Origin of the sequence: Brevundimonas sp. NPDC007368, assembly GCF_042869015.1 — a bacterium.
Classification (GTDB): Bacteria; Pseudomonadota; Alphaproteobacteria; order Caulobacterales; family Caulobacteraceae; genus Brevundimonas.
The window spans coordinates 326,842-349,717 of sequence record NZ_JBIAFA010000003.1 but is presented as its reverse complement, the minus strand read 5'-3'; the positions used below and the strand labels follow the sequence as shown (position 1 = coordinate 349,717).

Sequence of the window (22,876 nt, the reverse complement as noted above, 5' to 3'; positions counted from 1 at the left end):
CAAAGCGGGTCGGTCGGTGTACAAGCCCGGCATGACGCAATTTCTTCTTGTCGCCGCCGGCGGCGCCCTGGGGGCTGTGGCCCGGTATGGGCTGGGCCTGACGGTCGGGCGACTGGCGCCCGGCGCGGCTTGGCCTTGGGGCACCTTCGCCGCCAACATCGTCGGCGGCCTGCTGATGGGGCTGCTGGCCGGCTGGCTGGCGCTGAAGGCGGGCGCGGGGCAGGAGAGCATCCGTCTGTTCGCCGCCGTCGGCGTGCTGGGGGGCTTCACCACCTTCTCGGCCTTTTCGCTGGAAGCGGCCTTGATGATCGAACGCCGTGAACTGGCCACGGCTTTCGTCTATGTGGCGGGTTCGGTGGTTCTTTCCATCGCCGCCCTGTTCGTCGGCCTGATGATCGCGCGCAAACTGTTTACCGGAGTGGGCGCATGAGCCGCGAAGTCCAGACCCTCTACGTCGCCGAGGACGAGCACGACATCCGCCTGGACCGTTGGTTCAAGCGCCGCTGGCCGCACCTGACCCACATCCAGGTCGAGAAGATGGCCCGCAGCGGCCAGATCCGCGTCGACGGATCGCGGGTCAAGCCGCAGGACCGCCTGACCGCCGGCGCCGCCGTGCGTGTGCCGCCTCTACCCGACGCCAATCCGCGCAAGCCCGGCGATCTGCATGAACTGAGCGAGCGCGACGTGGCCTACGCCAAGTCGCTGGTCCTCTATGAAGACGACATGGTCATCGCCCTGAACAAGCCGCACGGCCTGGCCGTGCAGGGGGGCACCAAGACCACCAAGCACGTCGACCGCCTGCTGTCGGCTTGGGGCGAGGGGATGGGCCGTCCGCGCCTGGTCCATCGCCTGGACCGCGACACCTCGGGCGTCCTGCTGCTGGGCAAGGGGCCGGAGGCGGCCAAGCGTCTGGCCGGCGCCTTCGCCCGCCGTCAGGCCAAGAAGACCTATTGGGCCATCGTCATCGGCAACCCCAAGCCCTCGGCCGGTCAGATCGACATGGCGCTGAAGAAGACCGGCATCAACGACTTCGAGATGATGCGCCCCGCCGATCCCAAGGACCCCAAGGGCGAGCCGGCCGAGACCGCCTTCGCCACCATCAGCCGCGCCGCCCACCGCGCCGCCTGGATGGCCCTGCGACCCTTCACCGGCCGGACGCACCAGCTGCGCGCACACATGGCCGCCATCGGCCACCCCATCCTGGGCGATCCCAAGTACGGCGATGAGAAGTCGCGCGAACTGTCCGGCGTGCTGAAGCTGCAGCTTCACGCCCGCCGTATCGAACTGGACCATCCGCGCGGCGGCAAGCTGATCGTCGAGGCGCCGCTCAGCCCCGAGATGAAGGCCGGCTTCGCCCACTTCGGCTTCTCCGAGGACGAAAGCGAGGTCGACCCGTTCGAAGGGGTCAAGCGCCAGCGATGAGCCACGACGGTCGTCTCAACCCGGGTCTAGCGGCCATCGACGGGCTGATAGCGGCCGGACGCCTCGACGAAGCCCTGGCGGCTTTGCAGGCGGGGCCGAACGCGACGGAGACCCGGCCGATGCAGGCCGATCTGCTCAAGCGGTTGGGACGGCTGGACGAAGCTTTGGCCCTGCGCGTCGCTCAGGTCGAGGCCAGGCCGGCCAGCAGCGTGTCGGAGCATAACCTGGCGGCGCTTCTGGGCGACATGCGCAGATATGCCGAGGCAGAGGCCGCGGTCCGTCGCGCCTTCGCAAAGGGCGGGAATGCTCCGGAGACCTGGCTGGTGATGGCCCGTGCGCTGGCCGGGCAGGAGAGGCATGACGACGCGGAACAGGCCTATCGTCAGGCGGCCGCGCGTCGACCGGCCTATGCCGAGGCCCTTCGCGAACTGGCGCAACTGATCTGGATGCGGACGGCGGACGCCGCCCTGGCTCTGAGCCCCGTTCGCGAGGAACTGGACCGGGCGCCGCGCGACAGCGGGCTTCGTCGCCTGATGGCCCTGTTGATGGAGTATATGGGCTCGACGCCGCGCGAAGTCCTGAGCGCTCTGGTCGAGGGCGGGGCGAGGGACGCCGGGATCGATCTGGCCGCGGCCAGTGCGGCCCTTTCATTCGATCTGGACCTGGCCTTGCAATACGCCGAGGCGGCCGTAGCCGGGGCGCCGGGTCACCCCGTCGTCGTGCTGAAGCTGGCCGAGATCCGCCTGGCGCGCGGAGAGCTGGATCACGTCGCGGCCTTGCTTGCGCGAACCGTCAGGGCGGCGGACGATCAGAACTGGTTGTCGCTGCAGGCCACATATGAGCGGCTGGCGGGCGTGACCGGCGGCGCACGGCTGAACGACTATGACGCCTTCGTGCAGGGCGCGATGATCGACACGCCCGAGGGCTGGAGCGACCTGACCGCCTACCTGAAGGATCTCGCGGTCGCCCTGCGTCGTCTGCATACGCTCAAGACCCATCCCGTGGGGCAGAGCCTGCGGCACGGCACCCAAACACCGGTTGATTTGCGATCCAGCGACGATCCGGCCATTCAGGCCTTCTTCGTCGCCATCGACGGCCCGATCAAAGGCTATATCGCGCGCCTCGGCGCCGGCGACGATCCTCTGCGGCGACGCAATACGGGCGCCTATCGCCTGTCGGGCTGCTGGTCGGTGCAACTGGCGCCGAACGGGTACCATGCGCCCCACGTCCACCCCGAGGGCTGGCTATCCTCGGCCTGCTATATCGACCTGCCGGCCGCCGTCGACGCGGGCGGGCGCGAGGGCTGGATCGGCTTCGGCGCGCCGCCGTTCGACTGTGCCGCGCCCACGCCGCCTGAGCATTTCGAGAAGCCGGAGCCGGGCAAGCTGGTGCTCTTTCCCTCCTACATGTGGCACGGGACCGTGCCTTTCACCGGCGAGGAGACGCGCCTGACCATCGCCTTTGACGTGGTTCCCGCATGATGCGCCCGCTCGCTGTTTTCGACATCGACGGCACCTTGGTGGACAGTCGGGCCTCGATCCATCGGGCCTCGTGCGAGGCGGCGAGGGTCCTGGGCCTGCCCGAACCCTCCTATGACCGCGTGCGCCAGATCGTCGGCCTGTCGCTGGACAAGGCGTTGCACGTGCTGGAGCCCGATCTGACGCTGGCGGAGCTGGCCGATTTCGTCGCGGCTTTTCAGGCCAGCTTCCGCGCCATGTACGACGCCGGGCACGAGGAGCCCCTCTATCCCGGCGTCATGGACACCCTGCGCCGTCTGAAGCGCGACGGCTGGCGCCTGTCGCTGGCGACGGGGCAGAACCGGCGTGGCGTGGCCCGCAACCTGGCGCGTCCGGAGTGGAGCCAACTGTTCTTGTCCAGCCATTGCGCCGCCGACGGTCCGGGCAAGCCCGATCCGGCCATGCTGTTCGCCGCCATGACCGCTTGCGGGGCCGATGCGGCCTCGACTGTCATGATCGGCGACACCAGCCACGACATCACGATGGCGCTGAACGCCGGTGTGCATCCGCTGGGCGTCGGCTGGGGTTTCCATACGCATGAGGAACAGGTCGCGGCGGGCGCGCATCACGTCGCCGTCGACTGCCCTGACCTGGAGGCGGCGCTGGATCGCTTCGCCTCTACCGCCATCGCCGCCTAGAAGACTGTCCCATGTCCCACATCCCCCCGCTTGATCCCAACGTCGCGGCCCGCAAGGGCTTTCGCGAGTCCGAGGAGCGCGTCAAACGCTTCTGGAAAGCCGTTGATGTGACCAGAGACGACGCCGGCTGGACCGTGCGTCTGGACGGGCGGACGCCCAAGACCCCGGCGGGAAACACCCTGACGCTGCCGACAGAGGCCGCCGCGCAACTGGTCGCGGACGAATGGGCGGCGCAAGGCGAGTTCGTGGAGCCGGGGACCATGCCCGCCACCCGTCTGGCTTCGACCGCCATCGACCGAGTCAGCCAGACGCGCGAGCCGGTAGCCGCCGAGATCGCCGCCTACGCCGGGTCGGACGTCATCTGCTACCTTGCCGAGCATCCGACGACCCTGATCGAGCGTCAGCAGGCCGAATGGGGGCCTTGGCGCGACTGGGCGGCGCGTGAGTTGGACGTGGTGCTGCACACCGCCGAGGGCATTGTCCACCGGCCTCAGGCCCCCGAGGCGCTGGAGCGGGTGAAGACGCTGGCGCTGGAGATGGACGACCACGCCCTGACCGGGCTGGCGACGGCGGTGCCGCTGTTCGGCTCGGCGGTGCTCGGGCTGGCGGTGCAGCGGGGGGCGCTGTCGGGCGCGGCGGCGCTGGACCTGTCGCGTCTGGACGAGGCCTTCACCGAGGAGCGCTGGGGCGTGGACGAGGAAGCCGCCGCCCGCGTCGACGCCCACCGCGCCGAGGCGACCCTGTTGCAGCGGTGGTTCGAGGCTCTGCGGTCTTAATTTTCCAATCTGGAAACTTATGACTTGCCTATCTGGAAAGTCGCCTCTATTCTTTCCGTATTGGAAAGCGAGGTTTGGTCATGTCGCAAAATCCCCAGGGTCCTCAAGACGCCCCGAATCCTCAGGACGCCTTGGCGTCGATACGGGCCGCGCGCAGCAGTATCGCGCCATCGATGGATTACCCCATTGGCTATGATCTGGCCTACGGCGCCGTATGCGGCCTTCTGGTGGCGGGGCAGGGCATGCCTCAGCCATGGTCCCTGATCGTCCTGCCCATCGCCTTGGGGGGTCTCGCCGTCATGGTGATGTGGTGGCGCAAGAAGTTCGGCTGGTGGGTCAGCGGCTACTCGCCCAAACGCGCGCGCTGGGTGGCGTTCGGACTCCTCGCTGTCTTTCTCGGACTGATCAGCCTGTCGCTTTATGGGCGCTTCGTCGGGCCCTGGTGGCTGTTCATAGTGTCCGGCGCGCTGGGCTTCATCGCCGCAATCGCGGGCAGCAGGCTTTGGATCGCCGTCTGGCGGCGGGAGTTGGCGGAGACGGGCCAATGAGCACCGCGCCGGTTTTCGACACCGTCATCCATGCGCCGGGGCGGCTTCAGATCTGCGCCCTGCTGTCGGGTGTTGATGATGCTGAGTTCGCCATGATCCGCGACCGGATCGAGGTCTCGGATTCCGTACTGTCCAAGCATTTGAAGCAGTTGGAGGAGGCGGGCTATGTCACGCTTCGCAAGGCGGCGTCCGAGGGACGTCAGCGGACATGGATCAGTCTGACGTCTGCAGGCAGAAAGGCCTTCGCCAGCCATGTGGCGGAACTGACCCGGTTGGCCGGGATCGCCCTGACCTGAATCAGTCCATCTGACCGCTGATCAGGGCGTCGCGTTCCTCGGCCGTGATCATTCGCCACTTGCCCTCGGGCAGGTTGTCCAGGCGGATCGGACCGACGCGGATGCGCAGCAGGTCAACGACCTCAAGATCCACCATCTCGCACATGCGGCGGATCTGGCGGTTGCGGCCCTCGGTCAGGGTGAAGCGCAGGCGGTTCTGCTCCATGCGCGAGACCTTGGCGTACTTCAGCACCCGCCCGTCCAGCATCAGGCCGCGGCGCAGCAGGGCCAGCTTCTTCTCGGTCACGTCGCCGGCGACGCGGACCAGGTATTCCTTGTCCAGGCTTGACTGCGGCCCGATGACCGCCTTGGCGACCACGCCGTCCGACGACAGCATAAGCAGGCCGCGCGAATCCTCGTCCAGCCGGCCGATCGGGGGCAGGGAGGCATCCTCCGCCGGGACGACGCCTTCACCGACGCGGTTGGCCTCGGTCAGCAGACGCACGGCGGGGATCTTGTCCGGTTCAGGCTGGCCCGAGACATAGCCGACCGGCTTGTGGATCAGAATGGTGACGCCCGAGGCCAGCGCAGCCTCGCCCTTGTCGCTCAGGGTCAGGGTCTGGCCCGGCTCGATCTTGCGGCCGGCGTCGGTGACGACCTCGCCGTCGATGCTGACCAGGCCCTCCGCGATCAGTCCGTCGGCCTCGCGACGAGAGCAGACGCCGCTCTGGCCCAGCCACTTGTTGATGCGGACGGGCTCGGGGCCGTCATAGGTGCGTGTGAAAGCCATGGCGTCGGTCCTCGAAGATGCCGCTCTGTAGAAGGCCGGGGCCAGGGCAGGCAAGGCGTCAGACGACGGATGTGCGGAAAGATTTCGCAGCGCTTTTCTAAATATCGCTGAGATCAAGTGGTCCCGATCTGGCATTGACGCTCAGCGCAAGGGGCCTATATGCTCAGTCACCCTTAAAAACTGATCCAGATCGCGTTCGGCCACGCCGTGACGCGGCGATTTGCGTTTTCAGTTTGTCTTCAGGGCCATTTCACCCAATCGGTTCCGAGCGGGTGATCGAATATTGAACGACAACCTTTGAAGGAGACGTCTTGTCCGCTCAACGCAACAGCTCGACCGCTTCACGCCCTCGTCAGGGATTCAACCGACCCGCCCCCGTGCGTCTGCGCGTGGGCCTGATTATGCGCAAGGGCATGGATTTCGGTCCTTTGGGCGACATGGAGACAGCGCTGCGCTTTGACGGCGTGTCCCTGGCGCCGATCTCCACCGGCGACGCCAGCCTGATCAGCGGCGGCGTGACCGTTCTGGCCACCGCCACGGCGGACGACATCACCAGCGGAAGGGTCAAGGGCGTGGTCGTGCCGGGCGGCGAGGCGGATGAAGCGGGCGTGGCTCAGGTCAAGGCGCTGCTGGGTCTGGCCAAGGCGCAGGGCCTGCCGGTGCTGGCCTTCGCCGACGGCGTGGCCCTGGCGGCTGAAGCCTTCGGCGTGGCGGCGGATGCGCCGGGCGCCGTCTTCCGGGGCGGCAAGGTCGCGCTGATCAACGAGCGCGCCGAACTGTCGGCGGTGGTCGCGACGATTTCCTGATCGCGCCTGACTAGGTTCGTCTGAACAGAAGGCTGATGTTGTTGGCGGGCATTTCCGTCCGCAGCGTCAGCGTCAGGCCATGCGATCGGGCCAGAGCGACGACCTCGTCCCGGTCACGCAGGCCCCAGGCTGGATCGCGGGCCTTCAGATTGGCGTCAAACGCCTCGTTCGACGGCGCCAGCGGGATCTCGGCCTCGTGATAGGCCCCATAGAGATACAGCAGTCCGCCGGGACGGGGCAGGGCGCGCTCCGCCAGCTTCATCAAGCCTTCGGTCGCGGCCCATGGACTGATGTGGATCATGTTGATGCACAGGACCGCGTCGAACTGACCCTCGGGCCAACTCGTTGGGTCCATGCAGTCCAGCGCCAGCGGCGTTTGCAGGTTTGGGGCCCCCGCCTGAGCGGCCCAGGCGGCGATGCTGGCGCGGGCGTCCGGGCTGGGATCGCTGGGGGTCCATTCCAGGCCTGGCAGGGCGCTGGAAAAGGTCAAGGCGTGCTGGCCGGACCCGGCGGCGATCTCGAGCACCCGTCCGGTTTTCGGCAAGTGCGCGCGCAGCAGCTTCAGGATGGGCTCGGCGTTGCGAACCGAAGCCGGCGAGGCCAGCGCGCCGTCGGGCAGGGCGGTCAGGGTGTCCATGGTTCGCATCGGTCCGTGATATCGCCGCCAGGCGTCTGTCGCGACCGGAAAACTTGCTGCGACGCAGCAAATTTATTCCGACAAGAGTGAATTGCAGCAACGGTTGACCTTACGTCGTCTCCGGTGGCATTGCGCCCTGTAACAGGGCGTGATCGGCGCCCGACTCGTCACGACGGCGTCAGATCGTCGGGCGGCACGGTTCAGGAGACCATTACTGTGACTGCAGACGTATCGATTCCCGGACTCTATCCGGCGCCCACCGCCCACAAGGGCCTGATCGCCTGGGTCGAGCAGATTGCGGCCCTGACCAAGCCGGACCGGGTGCATTGGTGCGATGGATCCGAGGCCGAAAAATCGGCCATCATCGCCGACCTGATCGGCGAGGGCACGCTGAAGGAACTGGATCAGTCCAAGCGTCCCGGCTGCTATTACGCCGCCTCGGACCCCAAGGACGTGGCCCGCGTCGAGAGCCGCACCTTCATCTGCTCGGAAGACGAGGCTGACGCCGGCCCGACCAACAACTGGGCCGATCCGATCGAGATGCGCGATCGCCTGGACGGCCTGTTCGACGGCTGCATGAAGGGCCGCACCATGTATGTGGTGCCGTTCTGCATGGGCCCGCTGGGCTCCAAGATCTCCGCACTGGGCGTCGAGATCACCGACAGCGGCTATGTCGCCGTGTCGATGGGCGTCATGACCCGCATGGGCAAGGGCGCGCTGGACATGCTGGGCGCCGACGGCGTCTTCGTCCCCGCTGTTCACACCCTGGGCGCGCCCCTGGCTGACGGCCAGGCCGACGTGCCGTGGCCCTGCAACGACGACAAGTGGATCGTCCACTTCCCCGAGACTCGCGAAATCTGGTCCTACGGCTCGGGCTACGGCGGCAACGCCCTGCTGGGCAAGAAGTGCTACGCCCTGCGCATCGCCTCGATCATGGCCCGCGACGAGGGCTGGCTGGCCGAGCACATGCTGATCCTCAAGCTGACCAGCCCCGAGGGCGTGTCCAAGTACGTGGCCGCCGCCTTCCCGAGCGCCTGCGGCAAGACCAACCTGGCCATGCTGCAGCCGGCGCTGGACGGCTGGAAGGCCGAGACGGTCGGCGACGACATCGCCTGGATGCGCTTCGGCGACGACGGCCGCCTCTATGCCGTGAACCCGGAAGCGGGCTTCTTCGGCGTGGCGCCCGGCACCAGCCGCAACACCAACCACAATGCGCTCGAGACCCTGGCGAAGAACACCATCTTCACCAACGTCGCCCTGACCGCTGACGGCGACGTCTGGTGGGAAGGCCTGACCAAGGAAGCGCCCGCGGGCCTGACCAACTGGAAGGGCCAGCCGCACGATCCGGCGTCCGGCGAGCCCGCCGCTCACCCCAACGCCCGCTTCGCCGCCCCCGCCGGCCAGTGCCCGGCCATCGCGCCCGAATGGGAAGACCCGGCGGGCGTGCCGATCGACGCCATCCTGTTCGGCGGTCGCCGCGCCTCGGCCGTGCCGCTGGTGACGGAAGCCTTTGACTGGGAGCACGGCGTCTTCATGGGCTCCACCGTGGCCTCGGAAGGCACCGCTGCCGCTGAGAACAAGGTCGGCGAGCTGCGCCGCGACCCGTTCGCCATGCTGCCCTTCTGCGGCTACAACATGGGCGACTACTTCGGCCACTGGCTGAAGATGGGCGAGAAGGCGGATGCCTCGAAGCTGCCGCGCCTCTTCTTCGTCAACTGGTTCCGCAAGAACGAAGACGGCAAGTTCGTCTGGCCGGGCTTTGGCGACAACGCCCGCGTGCTGAAGTGGATCGTCGAGCGTCTGGACGGCAAGGCCGAGGCCGTGGACACCGCAGTCGGCCGTGTGCCGACCAAGGCCGCGCTGGACCTGTCGGGCCTCAGCCTGTCGGACGCCGATCTGAAGATCCTGCTGGACGTCGACGCCGACGTCTGGACCGAGGAAGCGGCCCTGATCCCCGCCTTCTACGAGAAGTTCGGCGAGCGCCTGCCCAAGGCTCTGTGGGGCCAGCACGCAGCCCTGACCAAGCGTCTGGAAGAGGCCCGCGCCGCCAAGCTCGCGGCCGAGTAAGACAAAAGCCGGGTTGAAATCGGGGCGCGGGAGGTCGAAGGACAGCCCGTGCCCCTTTTCAATTCTCAAGACATCCTGGTGGTCGGCGCGGGCGTTCTGGGCCTGTGCGCGGTGGCGGAACTGGTCCGGCGCGGCCATGCGGTGACGGTGGTCGATCCCGGCGGGCTGAACGCCTCGGGTGTCGCGGCGGGGATGATCGCCCCGGCGATGGAAAGCGCCGTCGATGACCTGAGCCCCGAGCACGCCGCCCTGCTGCGCCGCGCCCGCGACGCCTGGCCAGATTTCGCGGCGGCGACCAGTGTTCGGCTGGACCGCGATCTGGCCGAATGGCGGGGCGGGAACGTCGAGGTGTTGGCCGGACGATTGGCGGCCTTGGGCTTTGAACACGCCTACGACCGCGTGGCCGGGCGACTGACGACAAGCGAAGACTGGAAGATCGAACCGGCTCAGGCCCTGGCGGCGCTGACGCAGGGTGTTCGGAGGCTGGAAGGCCGCGCGACGTCCTTGTCGCGGACAGACGGGCGTTGGCGCGTCGAGGCGACGGCGGGGCTGGTCGAGGCGGATCAGGTCGTGCTGGCGACCGGGGCGGGGGCGGCGCCGGACGGCCTGCCTGAAACCGTAGCGCGTCTGCTGGGCCTGATCTCGCCCATTCGGGGGCAGATCGGTCTGGTGAGCGAGCGGCTGGTCGACCACGTCGTGCGCGGTCCCGGCGCCTATGTCGCGCCTATGGGAACCGGCAGCGTCATCGGGGCGACCATGGAGGCGGGCGAGCGGTCGCTGACGCCGGATCCCGAACGCTGCGCACAGATGCTCGACGCGGCCTGGGCCGTGCTGGGCCAGACGCCGCGTCCGCTTCAGATCGAATGGCGCGCGGGCGTGCGCGGCGCGACGCCGGACGGCCTGCCGATGGCGGGTTCAGTCGAGGCCGGGCTGCATCTGGCGGTCGGGCCGCGTCGCAACGGCTGGCTGCTGGGGCCGCTGGTCGCCGGCGTGGTGGCGGACGAAGTCGAGGGCCGGTCCTCGAAAGAACCGACCCTCGCCCCCCGTCGCTTCATCTAGCTTTCGAGGGCAGTCCTATTCGGGCAGGTTGAAGCGAATGGCCATGCTGACGCGGGCGCCGTCGACAGCTTGACCGTCCACGGTGCGCGGGCTGAGGCGGAAGTAGCGGGTCAGGCCCATGGCGGCGCGTCCGAAGCCCTGATTGCCGGGCGTCTCGGATGTCACCGAACAGCCGGTCAGGCTCCCGTCGACCCTCACCAGACAGGACAGGTTGGCGACGCCGTTGACGCCCCGCGCTTCGGCCGCTGAGGGATAGGCTCGCATCATCTGTTCCGCCGTCGGTTTGCGCACCCAGTCGGGGTTGGTGATGACCGGCGGCGATCGGACCGGTTCGGCCGCAACCGCGGTTCCGGTCGATGGCTCGCTGGCGGGCGCGGTCAGGTTGATGACCGGCCCGGCGTCCAGCGAGGTGACCGGGGCGATGGGAACCACCAGAGGCGGCACTTGGGACGAGATGATGTTTTCCGCCCGATGGATCGGCGGCGTCGGCGCCGGCGGGACCTTGGGCGCGATAGTCGGCTCCGGAGGCTTCGGCATGGGCAGGATGTCGATGACGGTGGTCGGCCCGTCCTCGACCGCCGGGATCTCCGCCAACTCGAACCGTTGATTGTAGAGCCACACCCCGGCGCCGACGTGGACCAGGGCGGATGCCCCGATCGCCGCCCACATCCAGCGTGGAATCGGCTTCTTGCGTTCGGCAAAGTCTATCGGGCTCACCAGTCCGGGGCCGCCCGCGGTTCTGATCATCATGGCCTTCAACGCCTCCTGTCGCAGGCCCTCCCCAGCGCCCACGGAACAATGGTCGCGCTCGGCTTGCGGCTTTATTGCGGCGCTTGGGCGTTAGGTTTTCGTTAACCTTAGTTAGCGACCGTCAACCATATGAGCGTAGGAGCGATTCCATCATCTGGCGGGGTTGAGGCGGCCATCCGGCGTGCGTCCAGCACGACCGGCGTGGACTTCGATTTCCTGATGAAGACGGCGCGCCGCGAAAGCGCGATGAACCCGTCGGCGCGGGCTCCGACCTCCTCGGCATCGGGTCTGTTCCAGTTCATCGAGCAGACCTGGCTGGCCACGGTGAAGCAGCACGGCGCCAAGCACGGTTACGGTCAGTACGCCGACCTGATCCATCGCGGCGATGACGGGCGCTGGCGGGTGCAGGGCTCGGCCCGCAACGTGGTGCTGGACTTGCGGTTCGATCCTCAGGCCGCCTCGACCATGGCGGCGGAGCTGACGGCCTCCAACGCCGCCTATCTGCGCGGCCGCACGGGGCAGGAGCCGGGCGCGGGCGATCTTTACGCCGCCCACTTCCTCGGCCCGGCGGGCGCCGCCAAGCTGATGGAGGCCATGCAGGCGCGACCGGGCGCCAGCGCCGCGTCCTTGTTCCCCGAAGCGGCGTCGGCCAATCGTTCGATCTTCTATCGCAACGGCCGCCACGCCACGGTGGCCGAGGTTCACGCCAACCTGCAACGCACGGCGGGCGAGGGCGCTCCGGCGGCGGGCGTCGGCTCGGGTCCGAAGAACGCCGTGCCGGACCTGAGCGAAAAGGACCGCATGCTGGCCGCGCGTCTGGATCGCCTGAAGCAGGACCAGAGCCTCTTGGCCTTGCTGCTGGGACAGGACGGCCAGGGCGGCAAAAGCAGCGGCTTCGGCGGGGCTTTCGCGCCGCCCTCGGAGACGGCGGCGTAAAAGAACGTGGTTTCGCCTCATTCCTAATAAGGCGTTAACTATGTAACGCTAAGCGTGACGATTGATTCTTCGCCCGCCGCCTAGCTTACGAGCTCCCGCATGACCGCCTACCGCGCCCGACTGACGGAAAGCGATATCCGGCGCCTGATCAAATCGGATGCCGAAGACGACCGCGCCGCGGCGGCGCACAAGCTATGCCGCAGCATCGACCGGATGCAGATGGACGACGCCGATCGGGCGGCGGCTCAAAAAATTCTGGGCGTTCTGGCCAATGACGCCGCCGAACTGGTTCGTCGCGCCATGGCCGTCACGCTCAAGGCGTCGGACCTGATGCCGCGCGAGGTGGCGCGCCGCCTCGCCGCCGATGCAGACAGCGTGGCCCTGCCCATCATCGCCAGTTCGCCGGCGTTCACCGACGACGACCTGATCGAGATCATTCGCGCCGGCTCGGTCGTGCGCCAGAACGCCGTCGCCTCTCGCGGGCGCGTGCCGCGCGACGTGGCCACGGTCCTGGCGGCCGAGGGTTGCCGCTCGGCGGTGCAGATTCTGGCTTCGAATGATAACGCCGACCTTTCCGAGGCCGCCCTGGGCGTGGTCATTGACCGCTTCGGTCAGGCGTCCGAGGTCGTGTCCGCCATCGCCTACCGTCAGGTTCTGCCCCTGTCCGTGACGGAACGCCTGGTGGCCCTGGCCAGCGACGCCGTGCGCGAGCATCTGGTGACGCGCCATGCCGTGGCCCCTGAAACCGCCATCCAGTTCGCCCAGTTCACGCGCGAACGGGCGACGGTCGATCTGGTCGATCAGGCGCGGGTCAGCAACGACCTGCCGGCCTTCGTCGCCGGGCTGAACGCGCGCAAGGTTCTGAACGCCTCCCTGCTGCTGCGGGCGCTGGCTCGCGGACAGATGGCCCTGTTCGAGCACGCCCTGGCCGAGTTGGCGGGCACGCCGCATCATCGCGCCTGGCTGATGGTGCACGACGCCGGGCCGCTGGGGCTCAAGGCCATCTATGACCGGGCTGGCCTGCCGCCGCGTCTCTTCCAGGCCTTCCGCGCCGGGGTCGACACCTGGCGCGCCCTGCAGGCTGAGGGCGGCGACACCGCCAGCGACGCCTTTCGCCAGCGCATGCTGGAGCGCTTCCTGAGCCAGCGGCCCAACGCCTCGCGCGACGATCTGACCTATCTGATGGAGCGCCTGGATCGTCCGGCGGCGCCGGGCGCGGAGGCGGCGGTCAGCGCGGCCTGATCCAGGCCATCGCCCATGAAAAAAGGCGCCCCGACATCGGCGGCGCCTTTTCTTGTGGCTGTGAGCGGGCCTCAGGCCAGATGTTCGGCGACGCGGGCTTCCAGGGCTTCGGCCAGGTCGCGTCCCACCGGATGATCGTCCGTCTGGATTTCGTCGCGGACCACGGCGCGGATGGCGTCGACATGGGCGTCCAGAATGGCGACCGGCGCCTGCATCCGCTTGTCGGCGTCGTCCATCATCCGGCACAGGGAGCCGGCGATCCGGGTCACCAGCGGATACTGATAGGTGGCGCCCAGCCCCTTAAGGTCGTGGGCGCGGAAATACAGGGCCTCGGCGGTTTCCGACGTATAGCCCTTGGCGCGGATGTCGGCCTGGGCCTGATCCAGCTTGACGACCTCGTCGTTTAGCCACTGGCCGAACTGGGCCGACATGGCCTTGAGCGCGGCCTCGGCCTTGGCGATGGCGTCGGCGTCGATGCCGCCGAATCCGCCGACCTTGGCGCGCAGCGGGTGGGGCGGGCGAATGACCTGGGGAGGATTGCTCACGTGACGGCTCCTGAACTCTTGGCGGAGAGCCTAGGGGCGGAGGCTTAAAATCCCGTGACGTTTCAGCTGGCGAACTGTTCGGCCATGACGCGCTCCTCGAACGAGCGCCCGGCGTCGAACAGCATGGTCAGGCTGATGTCACGGCGCTCGCGGACCTCGACCCGTGTGACGCGGCGGACTTCGAAGTTGTCGGCGGTGGCGCTGACCGGGCGCTTGTCGGGCTCCAGCACCTCGAAGCGAACGCGGGCTGTGTGCGACAGCAGGGCGCCGCGCCAGCGCCGGGGGCGGAAGGCGCTGATCGGCGTCAGGGCCAGGCTGGGCGCGTCCAGCGGGATGATCGGACCATGTGCTGACAGGTTGTAGGCGGTCGAGCCGGCGGGCGTGGCCACCATGCAGCCGTCGCAGCTCAACTCCTCAAGCCGCACCTTGTCGTTGATGCTGACGCGCAGCTTGGCGGTCTGACGCGTCTGACGCAGCAGGGAGACCTCGTTGATGGCCAGGCCGCTGTGGACTTCACCGCTTTCGACCCAGGCGTCCATCTGCAGGGGGTGGATGACGGTCCGGTCGGCGCCGGCCAGGCGCTCCTGCAGGTCGTTCTCCTCATAGTCGTTCATCAGGAAGCCGACCGAGCCCCGGTTCATGCCGTAAACCGGCGTACGGAGCTGCAGGTTGTTGTGCAGGGTCTCCAGCATGAAGCCGTCGCCGCCCAGGGCGATGATGACGTCGGCCTCGGCCACCGGAACCGAGCCGTAGCGTTCGCTCAGCCGTTCGCGCGCCGCCTCGGCTTCGGGGCGGTCGCTGGCGACGAAGGTCAGGGCGAGGGGAGCGGTCTTGTTCACAGTGCTAGGCAAGCGGAGCAGGGGGCCCGTGTCAAACGGAAGCGCCGCCCAGTTCCGCCATCAGCAGGCGGAATTCGTAGGCGGCTTGATCCGCCGAGCGGTCCGCCAGCCGCCAGGCCGAGGCATCGGGATCACGCGGGAAGCCTCCGTTCAGCTTTCGGATTTCGGTCAGAAGCGCGGGGAAGGCGGCCCGGTCCAGTCCCACGGCGATGCAGGCCAGGAAGAGCGGGCGGGCCGTGTCGCCGGCCAGGGCCCGGCGGATCTGGGCGATCTCGAAGCGCCCCAGCACGGCCAGGCCGTGAGCAAAGACTCCCAGCTTTTCCTCACGCAGGGCCCGGATCAGATAGGCGGGGCGCAACTGACCGGCCGCGTGCAGCTTGGCCACCAGTCGGGCGTCCGTTTGGTCGGCGGATGCGGCGTCCCAGGCGACGGCCGTGTCGCGAACCGTGGCCTGGGCCGTGGTCTGGACCGCGCTCTGGAGCGCCTCGGTCAGCCGGGCGGGGTCCAGGCTGAAGCGGTCGCCGATCGCCTGACGCAGGGCGTCGCCGACCCACTGGTAAAGGCGCAGCGCCAAGTCTTCATTCAGCGATGGGTGGCGGGTCAACGGCGCGCGCAGGGCGGCCAGCTGGCGGGACCGTTCGACCAGATCGGCGAAAACGGCGGGATCGATCCGAGCGCTCCGATTGCTGGCCAGGGCGGTCATCACGGCCGGATCGGCCCCCGCGACGATGGCGCGGGCCACGGCGGCGCCGAGATCGGGGCGAAGGGCCACCTGAATCTGATGCTCGATTGAGCAATCGGCCAGCAGTTGCAACAGGTCGTCATCGAGCAACAGGGGGCTGCCTGCGATCACCGGACGGGCGATCTCGATCTCGTCGGCGGCCAGCATCCGCACCAGGGCGGCGGGCGCCCAGTCGACCTTGGCCAGCCGCTGCGCCAGAACCTGACGGATCTCGCGTTCGGCCTTTCGGGTCAGGGCGATGAAGATGTCGGCCAGGGCGTCGGGCGCGCCGCCGTGCTCGGCGGCGGATTCATAAAGGCCCGCCACCCCCATCAGCAGGCGATGCTGATCGTCGGGCGACCGAGTTTTGGCCAGATCCAGCAGCTGGCTCAGGCCCGCCAGCGGCACGGCCTGGGAGGGCTTGTCCGGGTCTAGCGGAACGACTGTGGACACTGGCGGCTCCGCGCATCGAAAAACGGCCGCCCGGGCCGCGCGGCATAGTCATCCTGACGGCGTGAAAACAGGGTTAACGAAAACCTTCCGGGGCGAACGCGGGTCGCTTGACGTCGCGCCGGAGCGGGGCGAGGTTCAACCGAACAATGATAAGGGAGGTCGTCATGGCGGACGGATCGGCGTCGTCGCTTAAGTCGCGGGTGTCGGAGGCCGAGTGGCAGGCGCGGGTGGAACTGGCCGCTCTGTATCGGCTGGTCGCTCTGCACGGGTGGGACGACATGATCTTCACCCACATCTCGGCCCGCGTGCCGGGGCCCGAACACCACTTTCTGATCAACCCCTACGGCTGGTATTTCGATGAAATTACAGCCTCTTCCCTGGTGAAGGTCGATCTGGACGGCAATATCGTCCAGGAGACGACCAGCTTCATCAATCCGGCCGGCTTCACCATTCACTCGGCGGTCCACGCTGCACGCGAGGACGCCAAGTTCGTCATCCACCTGCACACGGTGAACGGCGTCGGGGTGGCGGCGCAGAAGGACGGCCTGCTGCCGATCAGCCAGAACGCCTGCCTGCTGCAGCATCAGGTGGCCTATCACGGTTACGAAGGTCTGGCGCTGAACCATGACGAGCGCGAGCGGCTGGTGGCGGATCTGGGCGACAAGCCGCTGATGCTGCTGCGCAACCACGGCACCCTGGCGGTCGGCGAGACGGCGGCCCAGGCCTGGGTGGGGATCTTCTTCCTGGAGCGGGCCTGTGCCCAGCAGGTGGCGGCCCTGTCGGGCGGACGTGAGCAGGTGCTGATCGCTCCGGACGCGGCGCAGGCCGAGACCAAAGATCAGGGTCGAGGCATCGGCTTTGTGTCTTCCCTCGCCTGGCCGGGCGCCCTGCGTCAGCTGGAACGAAAATCGCCGGGCCACGACGTGTGAAGGCGGTCGGGGGGCTGCTGATCGGGTTGGCGACGGCGGGGGCGTCGTCGTCGGCCTTGGCGGGAAGCTGGGCTCTGCCGAAGGGGCAGGGGCAGACCATCCTGAAGTACGAGGAAATGCGCGCCGATCGAGGCTTTGTCCCCGGCGGCACGGTCCGGCTGCCGGTCGAGCGCAGGGATCGTTCGGCGTCGCTGCTGGTCGAGTATGGCCTGACCGAGCGGTTGACCCTGCAGGTCAAGGGCGAATGGCAGCAGGGACAGGACGCCTTTGTCCGATATGACGGGCGTGGGCCGGTCGAGATCGGCGCGCGGTGGCAGGCCTACCGTGACGACGACAAGGTTGTGGCCGTCTATGCCGGCTATGCCCAGGGCGGGGCCGGCCGCAACGCCGGCTATGCGGCGCCGGGCGCGGGCGACAGCGACTGGGAGCTGCGAGGGCTGGTCGGGCGCTCCTGGGATTCCGACGGTCGCCGCTGGGCGCCTCGGCGCGCCTTCGCAGAGGCTCAGGTGGCGCGACGCTGGCGTCAAGGCTTGCCTGACGAGGTCCGGGTCGATCTGACGGCGGGGACGCATCTCAATGACGACTGGATGCTGATGGCGCAGGGGTTCGGCGGCGCGACCGACGGGGAGGGCGCGCGGTGGCTGTCCGTCGAGGTCTCGGCCGTTCGTCACTTCGGCGCCTGGAGCATTCAGGGCGGATGGCGACAAGCTGTCGCGGGGCGGGAAACACCCGTCGCGAGAGGTCCGATCATCAGTGTTTGGCGTCGCTTCTGACGCAATTTGCCGCGACGGAAACCAAACCCCTCCACGTTACAGATACTTTATTTGCGTAACGGCCATGACCCGCTAAGCGGGACCGCTTGTTGTCGGGGAGACTGCGTCGCGTGTTCAAACGCCATTTTTTCATCATCGCGGCGGCCTGTCTGGTGGGGCTCATGGTCCTGGCGGCGGTGCTGAAGATCACCCTCGCTGACGACAACAAGAGCGGCGCGGGCGGTCCCGGTCGCAGCGGTCCCGGCGGCGGACGCGGTCAGGCGGTGGCCGAAGCCGTCGCGACTCCGCGTGAGTTCGCCGACCAGATCCGGGTCCTGGGCGTGGCCCGCAGCAAGCGTTCGGTCAACATCACCTCCAATACGACCGAGCTGATCACGCGCGTCATGTTCACCGACGGCCAGCGGGTCGCGGCGGGCGCCCCACTGGTCGAACTGCAGGCGCGCGAGGAAGACGCCGACCTGATCCAGGCTCGGGCCCAGCTGGCCCAGGCCCAGCGCGAATACGACCGCTTCAAGATTCTGGCCGAGCGCGGCGTGGCCCCGCGCGTGACCGCCGAGCAGGCCGAAACCGCCCTGCAGAGCGCTCGCGCCGCCGTCGCGGCGTCGGAAGCCCGTCGCGGCGACCGTGTGCTGCGCGCGCCCTTCGCCGGGGTTCTGGGTTTGACGACGGTGACGCCGGGGACCCTGATCTCGCCCGGATCGGTCATCACCACCCTGGACGACACCAGCGCCATCCGCGTCGATTTCCCCCTGCCGGAACGCTATCTGGGCGTGCTTCAGGTCGGCACTCCCCTGATCGCCACGGCCGACGCCTATGCCGGCGAGAGCTTCAATGGCCGCATCGCCCTGCTGGATACGCGCGTCAATGAGCAGACCCGCGCTGTCATCGCCCGGGCCGAGTTCGCCAATCCCGGCGCCCGCATCCGTCCCGGCATGATGATGCGCGTGGCCGTGCAGCAAGGCCGCCGTCAAAGCCTCTCGGTGCCCGAAGCCGCCGTGCAGTACGAAGGCCAGGGCGCCTTCGTTTATCGCATCGCGCGCGGCGAGAAGGGCACGACCGCCCAGCGCGTCGAGGTGCAGACCGGCGCCGTCGAGGGCGGCTTTGTCGAGATCCTGTCGGGTCTGGACAACAATGACCGCGTGGTGGCTTCGGGCCTGAACCGCATCCAGCCGGGCGCGCCCGTCACGGTCGGCGGGGGCGGCGACAAGAAGGGCGGCGCGCGCGCAGCTCAGGCGGCGCGCTGATGATGCTGTCTGATGTTTCGGTCCGGCGCCCCGTCTTCGCGGCGGTGGCGGCCATCGTTCTGTGCGTCATCGGCCTGGCGGCCTTCTTCTTCCTGCCGGTGCGGGAACTGCCGGACGTCGATCCGCCGATCGTCTCTGTCAGCACCAGCTACGCGGGCGCCTCGGCCGAGGTGATCGAAAGCCGGATCACCGAGCCGATCGAGCAACAGATCGCCGGCATCCAGGGCGTCGAGCGCATCAATTCGACCAGCCGCGACGGCCGCTCGAACGTCAACATCGAGTTCTCGCTGGACCGCAACATCGACGACGCCGCCAACGACGTGCGCGACCGCGTCTCGCGCGTCCAGGGGCGTCTGCCGGATCAGGCCGACCCGCCGGAAGTGGCCAAGGCTGACTCCGACAGCCAGCCGATCATGATCATGTTCCTGCGCTCCACGACGATGAATCGTCTGGAGCTGACGGATTACGCCGACCGCTACCTGGTGGACCGCTTCGCCACCGTGCCGGGCGTGGCCCAGGTCAACATCTTCGGCGAGCAGCGCTACGCCATGCGCATCTGGCTGGACGCCGCCGCCATGGCCGCGCGCGGCCTGACCGTCGCTGACGTCGAAACCGCCCTGACCAACCAGAACGTCGAACTGCCCGCCGGTTCGCTGGAGTCGACCCAGAAGGACTACACCGTCCGCGTGGCCCGCACCTATGCGCGGCCCGCCGACTTCGCCCAGTTGCCTATCGGCACGCGCGGCTCGGCCTCGACGGCCACCGGCGCCCAGGCGTCCGGCACGCTCGGCGCGGCGTCCGCCGCCATGACCAACGGCGTGACCGGCGCCCTGCTGGGCAATGCGGCCTATGTCACGCGTCTGGGCGACATCGCCCGGATCGAGGAGGCCCCCGCCGAGGCGCGTCGCCTGTTCCGCGGCAACGGCATCGACCAGATCGGTCTGGCGGTCACCCGTCAGGCCCAGTCCAACGACCTGCAGATCTCGGACGGCGCGCGCGCCCTGATGGAGCAGATCAAGCCGACCCTGCCGCCCGGCACCACGCTGGAAGTCGGGTCCGACAACTCGGTCTTCACCTCGCACGCCATTGACGAGGTCTGGATCACCATCGGCATCTCGATGGCCCTGGTGGCCCTGGTCAACTTCATCTTCCTGGGCAGCCTGCGCGCCGCGATCATCCCGTCGGTGGTGGCGCCCATTTGCTTGCTGGCGACCTTCATCGTCCTGGCGCCCCTGGGCTTCTCGCTGAACCTGCTGACCTTGCTGGCTCTGGTGCTGGCCATCGGCCTGGTGGTGGACGACGCCATCGTCGTGGTCGAGAACATCCAGCGCCGTCTGGACCACGGGGAGCCGCCGCTGGTGGCCGCCGAGCGCGGCGCGCGTCAGGTCTTCTTCGCTGTCGTGGCGACGACCGTGGTGCTGCTGTCGGTGTTCGCGCCCCTGCTGTTCCTGCCGGGCTACGTCGGTCGTCTGTTCGTCGAACTGGCGGCGGCCATCGCCGCGGCCGTGGCCTTCTCGGCCTTCCTGGCGCTGAGCCTGTCGCCGATGCTGGCGTCCAAGATCCTGAAGCCGGCCCAGACCGGCGGCTGGCTGGCCCGTCGCGTCGACCGGGCCATGGAGGCGCTGAAGCACTCCTACGCCAACTCGCTGAACGCCCTGCTGGGCCGTCGCGCCGCCGTGGGCGGGGTCATCGGCCTGATCGTCCTGGTGGCGGCGGGTGCGGGCGGCATCTTCCTGGTCCTGCCCAACGAACTGGTGCCGAACGAGGATCGCGGCCGCGTCCAGATCCGGGTGCAGGGGCCCGAAGGCGCTGGCTTCGACTACACCCGCAAGATCATGCTGGGGCTGGAGCCGATCCTGGCCGAGTACCGCGACAGCGGCGAAGCCGCCAACTACCTGATCTCGTCGCCCGGTTTCGGCGGCGGCAGCTACAACTCTGGAAACGGGGTTCTGAACCTGGCCGACTGGTCCCAGCGTTCCCGATCGGCTGACGAGATCGCCCAGGAACTGAACGGCAAGCTGCGGGGCCAGACGGACGCCCAGGTCAACGCCTCGACCCCCGGCGCCTTCCAGCGCGGCGGCGGCAACTCCAACTCGGTCGAGATGATTGTGACGGGCGCCGAATACGGCCCGATCTACGACTGGCTGCAGCCCATCCTGGCCGCGGCGCAGGAAAACCCCGGCCTCTCGCGCCCGCGCCTGAACTATGAGCCCAACGCGCCGCGTCTGCTGGTCGACGTCGATCCGCAGAAGGCCGCCGCCCTGGGCGTCTCGTCGCAGCAGATCGGCCGCGCGCTGGAAACCATGTTCGGCTCGCGCCGCGCCACCACCTACATCAAGGGTGGTCAGGAGTACGACGTCATCCTGCAGACCGACCGCGACAACCGGCGAGGCGTGACCGATCTGGAGGCTCTTTACGTCTCCACCGGCGCGGGCCAGCTGGTGCCGCTGTCGGCGGTGGTCACCACCAAGACCTCCGGCGACACGCCCGATCGCCGACGTCTGGATCGCCAGCGCGCCATCACGCTTTCGGCCGATCTGAACCCCGGCACCACCATCGACGACGCGGTCGCCTTCCTGAACGCCGAAGTGGCCAAGCAGCCGCAGGGCGCCGTCACGATCCGGTGGGGCGGCGCGGCCCGCGATCAGCAGGAGGCGGGCAGCGCCGTGGGCTGGGCCTTCGGTCTGGCCTTGCTGCTGGTCTTCCTGGTTCTGGCGGCTCAGTTCGAGAGCTGGATCACCCCCGCGGTCATCATGCTGACCGTGCCTCTGGCGGCGGCGGGTGGTCTGTTCGGCCTGTTGATGGCGGGCTCCAGCCTGAACATCTACAGCCAGATCGGCCTGATCATCCTGATCGGGGTCGCGGCCAAGAACGGCATCCTGATCGTTGAGTTCGCCAACCAGCTGCGCGATCAGGGGCGGAGCATCCGTGAGGCCATTATCGAGTCCTCCAGCTTGCGCCTGCGCCCGATCATCATGACCTCGATCGCCACTGCCTTCGGCGCCCTGCCGCTGGTGCTTTGGCAAGGTGCGGGCGCGGGCAGCCGTCAGACCATCGGCGTGGTCATCTTCACGGGGGCGATCTTCGCCACCATCCTGACCCTGTTCGTGGTGCCGGTGATCTACGGCGTCCTGGCGCGCTTCACCAAGTCGCCGGAATACACCGCTCGCAAGATCGAGGAGTGGGAAGCCCAGGAGATCGCCGACGGCAAGACGCCGGACATGACGCCGGGCTGATCCGCCCGGCGTCCAAGGGTCATGAAGCGGGGGCCGTCGCGGCAGCGGCGGCCTTCGCCGTTTCCGGGGCATAGCCGGTCTCGACCTTCAGGAAGGCGATGACGTCGCGGCGGTCCGTGGCGTCGCGCAGGCCGGCGAAGGTCATCTTGTTGCCGGGGAGGAAGGTCCTGGGGTTCTCCAGCCAGTGATCCAGCTTGTCGGCGTCCCAGGCGAAGCCCGCCGTGCGCAGGGCGTGCGAGTAGCTGTACTTGTCCAGCGCGCCAGCCTGGCGGCCGAAGACGCCGTACAGGTTCGGCCCCGCCATGTTCGGGCCGCCCGGCGTGATGGTGTGGCAGGAGCGGCAACGGGCGAAGGCTCGACGGCCGTTCTCCAGGTCGCCGGCATTGTAGGGCGCGGGCAGGGCGGCCAGCATGGCGACCTTCTCCGCCTCGGTCGGCGCAGGCGGCGGCGGAGCCTTGGGCGTCGCATCGGCGGCGGGCGCGGCGTTGTCGCCGCAGGCGGCCAAGGCGAACGAGGCGGTCAGGGCTGCGGAAAGAAGAAGGTTGGTGCGCATGACGAACTCCATAGGCCAGTCGCTCTTGATAGCCGATGGGCGATTGGTCGCAACGGCGCCGGTTATCGTTACTGGACGCGAACGGTTCGCAGCTGATAATCACTGTCAACTTAAGTGAGC

General features: G+C 68.3%; 23 protein-coding genes. 16 read left to right on the top strand and 7 right to left on the bottom strand.

Annotation, left to right across the window (positions count from 1 at the left end; all coding sequences use genetic code 11):
- Positions 1-31 precede the first annotated feature (31 nt).
- The 7 genes from crcB (at position 32) to ACFYLW_RS08315 (ending at position 5,197) form a co-directional block, all read left to right on the top strand.
- Complete coding sequence (crcB, locus tag ACFYLW_RS08345) at positions 32-430, top strand: fluoride efflux transporter CrcB (RefSeq protein ID WP_312063030.1); 399 nt, start codon at positions 32-34, stop codon at positions 428-430.
- Entirely contained in the window at positions 427-1,422 is a 996-nt protein-coding gene (locus ACFYLW_RS08340) for an RluA family pseudouridine synthase (protein ID WP_312063032.1), read from the top strand. The genes crcB and ACFYLW_RS08340 overlap by 4 nt, the downstream gene beginning before the upstream one ends.
- Entirely contained in the window at positions 1,419-2,903 is a 1,485-nt protein-coding gene (locus tag ACFYLW_RS08335; RefSeq protein ID WP_312063033.1) for a putative 2OG-Fe(II) oxygenase, read from the top strand. The genes ACFYLW_RS08340 and ACFYLW_RS08335 overlap by 4 nt, the downstream gene beginning before the upstream one ends.
- Positions 2,900-3,577, top strand: a complete 678-nt coding sequence (locus ACFYLW_RS08330; RefSeq protein ID WP_312063035.1) for an HAD-IA family hydrolase — start codon at positions 2,900-2,902, stop codon at positions 3,575-3,577. Before ACFYLW_RS08335 ends, ACFYLW_RS08330 begins: the two co-directional genes overlap by 4 nt.
- Positions 3,578-3,588: 11 nt before the next feature.
- On the top strand, positions 3,589-4,353 hold the full coding sequence (locus ACFYLW_RS08325) for an ATP12 family protein (protein ID WP_312063037.1): 765 nt from the start codon (positions 3,589-3,591) through the stop codon (positions 4,351-4,353).
- A 173-nt stretch (positions 4,354-4,526) separates the two neighbouring features.
- Positions 4,527-4,901: a hypothetical protein gene (locus tag ACFYLW_RS08320; RefSeq protein ID WP_312063039.1), complete on the top strand. Its 375-nt coding sequence runs from the start codon at positions 4,527-4,529 to the stop codon at positions 4,899-4,901.
- Positions 4,898-5,197, top strand: coding sequence for a transcriptional regulator (locus ACFYLW_RS08315; protein WP_312063041.1), 300 nt, complete (start codon positions 4,898-4,900; stop codon positions 5,195-5,197). The genes ACFYLW_RS08320 and ACFYLW_RS08315 overlap by 4 nt, the downstream gene beginning before the upstream one ends.
- A gap of 1 nt (position 5,198) precedes the next feature.
- On the opposite strand, the gene ACFYLW_RS08310 is transcribed toward ACFYLW_RS08315, so the two are convergent.
- On the bottom strand, positions 5,199-5,966 hold the full coding sequence (locus tag ACFYLW_RS08310; RefSeq protein ID WP_390182954.1) for a pseudouridine synthase: 768 nt from the start codon (positions 5,964-5,966) through the stop codon (positions 5,199-5,201).
- A 377-nt stretch (positions 5,967-6,343) separates the two neighbouring features.
- Here ACFYLW_RS08310 and ACFYLW_RS08305 point away from each other — a divergent pair, with 377 nt between their 5' ends.
- The gene (locus ACFYLW_RS08305) at positions 6,344-6,772 is read left to right on the top strand and encodes a hypothetical protein (RefSeq protein WP_312063045.1); all 429 of its coding nucleotides are present in this window, start codon (positions 6,344-6,346) and stop codon (positions 6,770-6,772) included.
- Between the two features lie 10 nt (positions 6,773-6,782).
- On the opposite strand, the gene ACFYLW_RS08300 is transcribed toward ACFYLW_RS08305, so the two are convergent.
- Entirely contained in the window at positions 6,783-7,409 is a 627-nt protein-coding gene (locus ACFYLW_RS08300) for a DUF938 domain-containing protein (protein ID WP_312063047.1), read from the bottom strand.
- A gap of 216 nt (positions 7,410-7,625) precedes the next feature.
- Between ACFYLW_RS08300 and ACFYLW_RS08295 the strand changes: the two genes are divergently transcribed.
- Positions 7,626-9,476, top strand: a complete 1,851-nt coding sequence (locus tag ACFYLW_RS08295; RefSeq protein ID WP_312063049.1) for a phosphoenolpyruvate carboxykinase (GTP) — start codon at positions 7,626-7,628, stop codon at positions 9,474-9,476.
- Between the two features lie 48 nt (positions 9,477-9,524).
- Positions 9,525-10,535 (top strand): FAD-dependent oxidoreductase, encoded by a 1,011-nt coding sequence (locus ACFYLW_RS08290; protein WP_312063051.1) that lies wholly within the window; start codon positions 9,525-9,527, stop codon positions 10,533-10,535.
- 15 nt (positions 10,536-10,550) lie between these two features.
- Here ACFYLW_RS08290 and ACFYLW_RS08285 read toward each other — a convergent pair whose 3' ends face one another.
- Complete coding sequence (locus ACFYLW_RS08285) at positions 10,551-11,285, bottom strand: TonB family protein (RefSeq protein ID WP_312063053.1); 735 nt, start codon at positions 11,283-11,285, stop codon at positions 10,551-10,553.
- Between the two features lie 129 nt (positions 11,286-11,414).
- Between ACFYLW_RS08285 and ACFYLW_RS08280 the strand changes: the two genes are divergently transcribed.
- Both ACFYLW_RS08280 and ACFYLW_RS08275 read left to right on the top strand, forming a co-directional pair.
- Complete coding sequence (locus ACFYLW_RS08280) at positions 11,415-12,221, top strand: transglycosylase SLT domain-containing protein (RefSeq protein WP_312063055.1); 807 nt, start codon at positions 11,415-11,417, stop codon at positions 12,219-12,221.
- Between the two features lie 99 nt (positions 12,222-12,320).
- Positions 12,321-13,463 carry a DUF2336 domain-containing protein gene (locus ACFYLW_RS08275; RefSeq protein ID WP_312063057.1) on the top strand — a complete coding sequence of 381 codons (1,143 nt, stop codon included), beginning with the start codon at positions 12,321-12,323 and terminating at the stop codon, positions 13,461-13,463.
- A 71-nt stretch (positions 13,464-13,534) separates the two neighbouring features.
- Here ACFYLW_RS08275 and ACFYLW_RS08270 read toward each other — a convergent pair whose 3' ends face one another.
- The 3 genes from ACFYLW_RS08270 to ACFYLW_RS08260 all read right to left on the bottom strand — a co-directional run bounded on the left by ACFYLW_RS08270 (position 13,535) and on the right by ACFYLW_RS08260 (position 16,021).
- Positions 13,535-14,008 carry an Hpt domain-containing protein gene (locus ACFYLW_RS08270; protein ID WP_312063059.1) on the bottom strand — a complete coding sequence of 158 codons (474 nt, stop codon included), beginning with the start codon at positions 14,006-14,008 and terminating at the stop codon, positions 13,535-13,537.
- Between the two features lie 62 nt (positions 14,009-14,070).
- Positions 14,071-14,847, bottom strand: coding sequence for an NAD kinase (locus tag ACFYLW_RS08265; RefSeq protein WP_312063061.1), 777 nt, complete (start codon positions 14,845-14,847; stop codon positions 14,071-14,073).
- Positions 14,848-14,878: 31 nt separating this feature from the next.
- Positions 14,879-16,021, bottom strand: a complete 1,143-nt coding sequence (locus ACFYLW_RS08260) for a DUF2336 domain-containing protein (RefSeq protein ID WP_312063064.1) — start codon at positions 16,019-16,021, stop codon at positions 14,879-14,881.
- A 164-nt stretch (positions 16,022-16,185) separates the two neighbouring features.
- On the opposite strand from ACFYLW_RS08260, the gene ACFYLW_RS08255 reads away from it, so the two are divergent.
- From ACFYLW_RS08255 to ACFYLW_RS08240, 4 genes are all read left to right on the top strand, one after another.
- Entirely contained in the window at positions 16,186-16,950 is a 765-nt protein-coding gene (locus ACFYLW_RS08255; RefSeq protein WP_312063066.1) for a class II aldolase/adducin family protein, read from the top strand.
- Positions 16,947-17,723 carry a hypothetical protein gene (locus tag ACFYLW_RS08250; RefSeq protein ID WP_312063068.1) on the top strand — a complete coding sequence of 259 codons (777 nt, stop codon included), beginning with the start codon at positions 16,947-16,949 and terminating at the stop codon, positions 17,721-17,723. Before ACFYLW_RS08255 ends, ACFYLW_RS08250 begins: the two co-directional genes overlap by 4 nt.
- Positions 17,724-17,833: 110 nt before the next feature.
- Positions 17,834-18,967 carry an efflux RND transporter periplasmic adaptor subunit gene (locus tag ACFYLW_RS08245; protein ID WP_312063070.1) on the top strand — a complete coding sequence of 378 codons (1,134 nt, stop codon included), beginning with the start codon at positions 17,834-17,836 and terminating at the stop codon, positions 18,965-18,967.
- A gap of 2 nt (positions 18,968-18,969) precedes the next feature.
- On the top strand, positions 18,970-22,203 hold the full coding sequence (locus ACFYLW_RS08240; RefSeq protein WP_312063097.1) for an efflux RND transporter permease subunit: 3,234 nt from the start codon (positions 18,970-18,972) through the stop codon (positions 22,201-22,203).
- 19 nt (positions 22,204-22,222) lie between these two features.
- Here the strand turns inward: ACFYLW_RS08240 and ACFYLW_RS08235 are convergent, their stop codons facing one another.
- Positions 22,223-22,756, bottom strand: coding sequence for a cytochrome c family protein (locus ACFYLW_RS08235; RefSeq protein ID WP_312063072.1), 534 nt, complete (start codon positions 22,754-22,756; stop codon positions 22,223-22,225).
- Between the last annotated feature and the right edge of the window lie 120 nt (positions 22,757-22,876).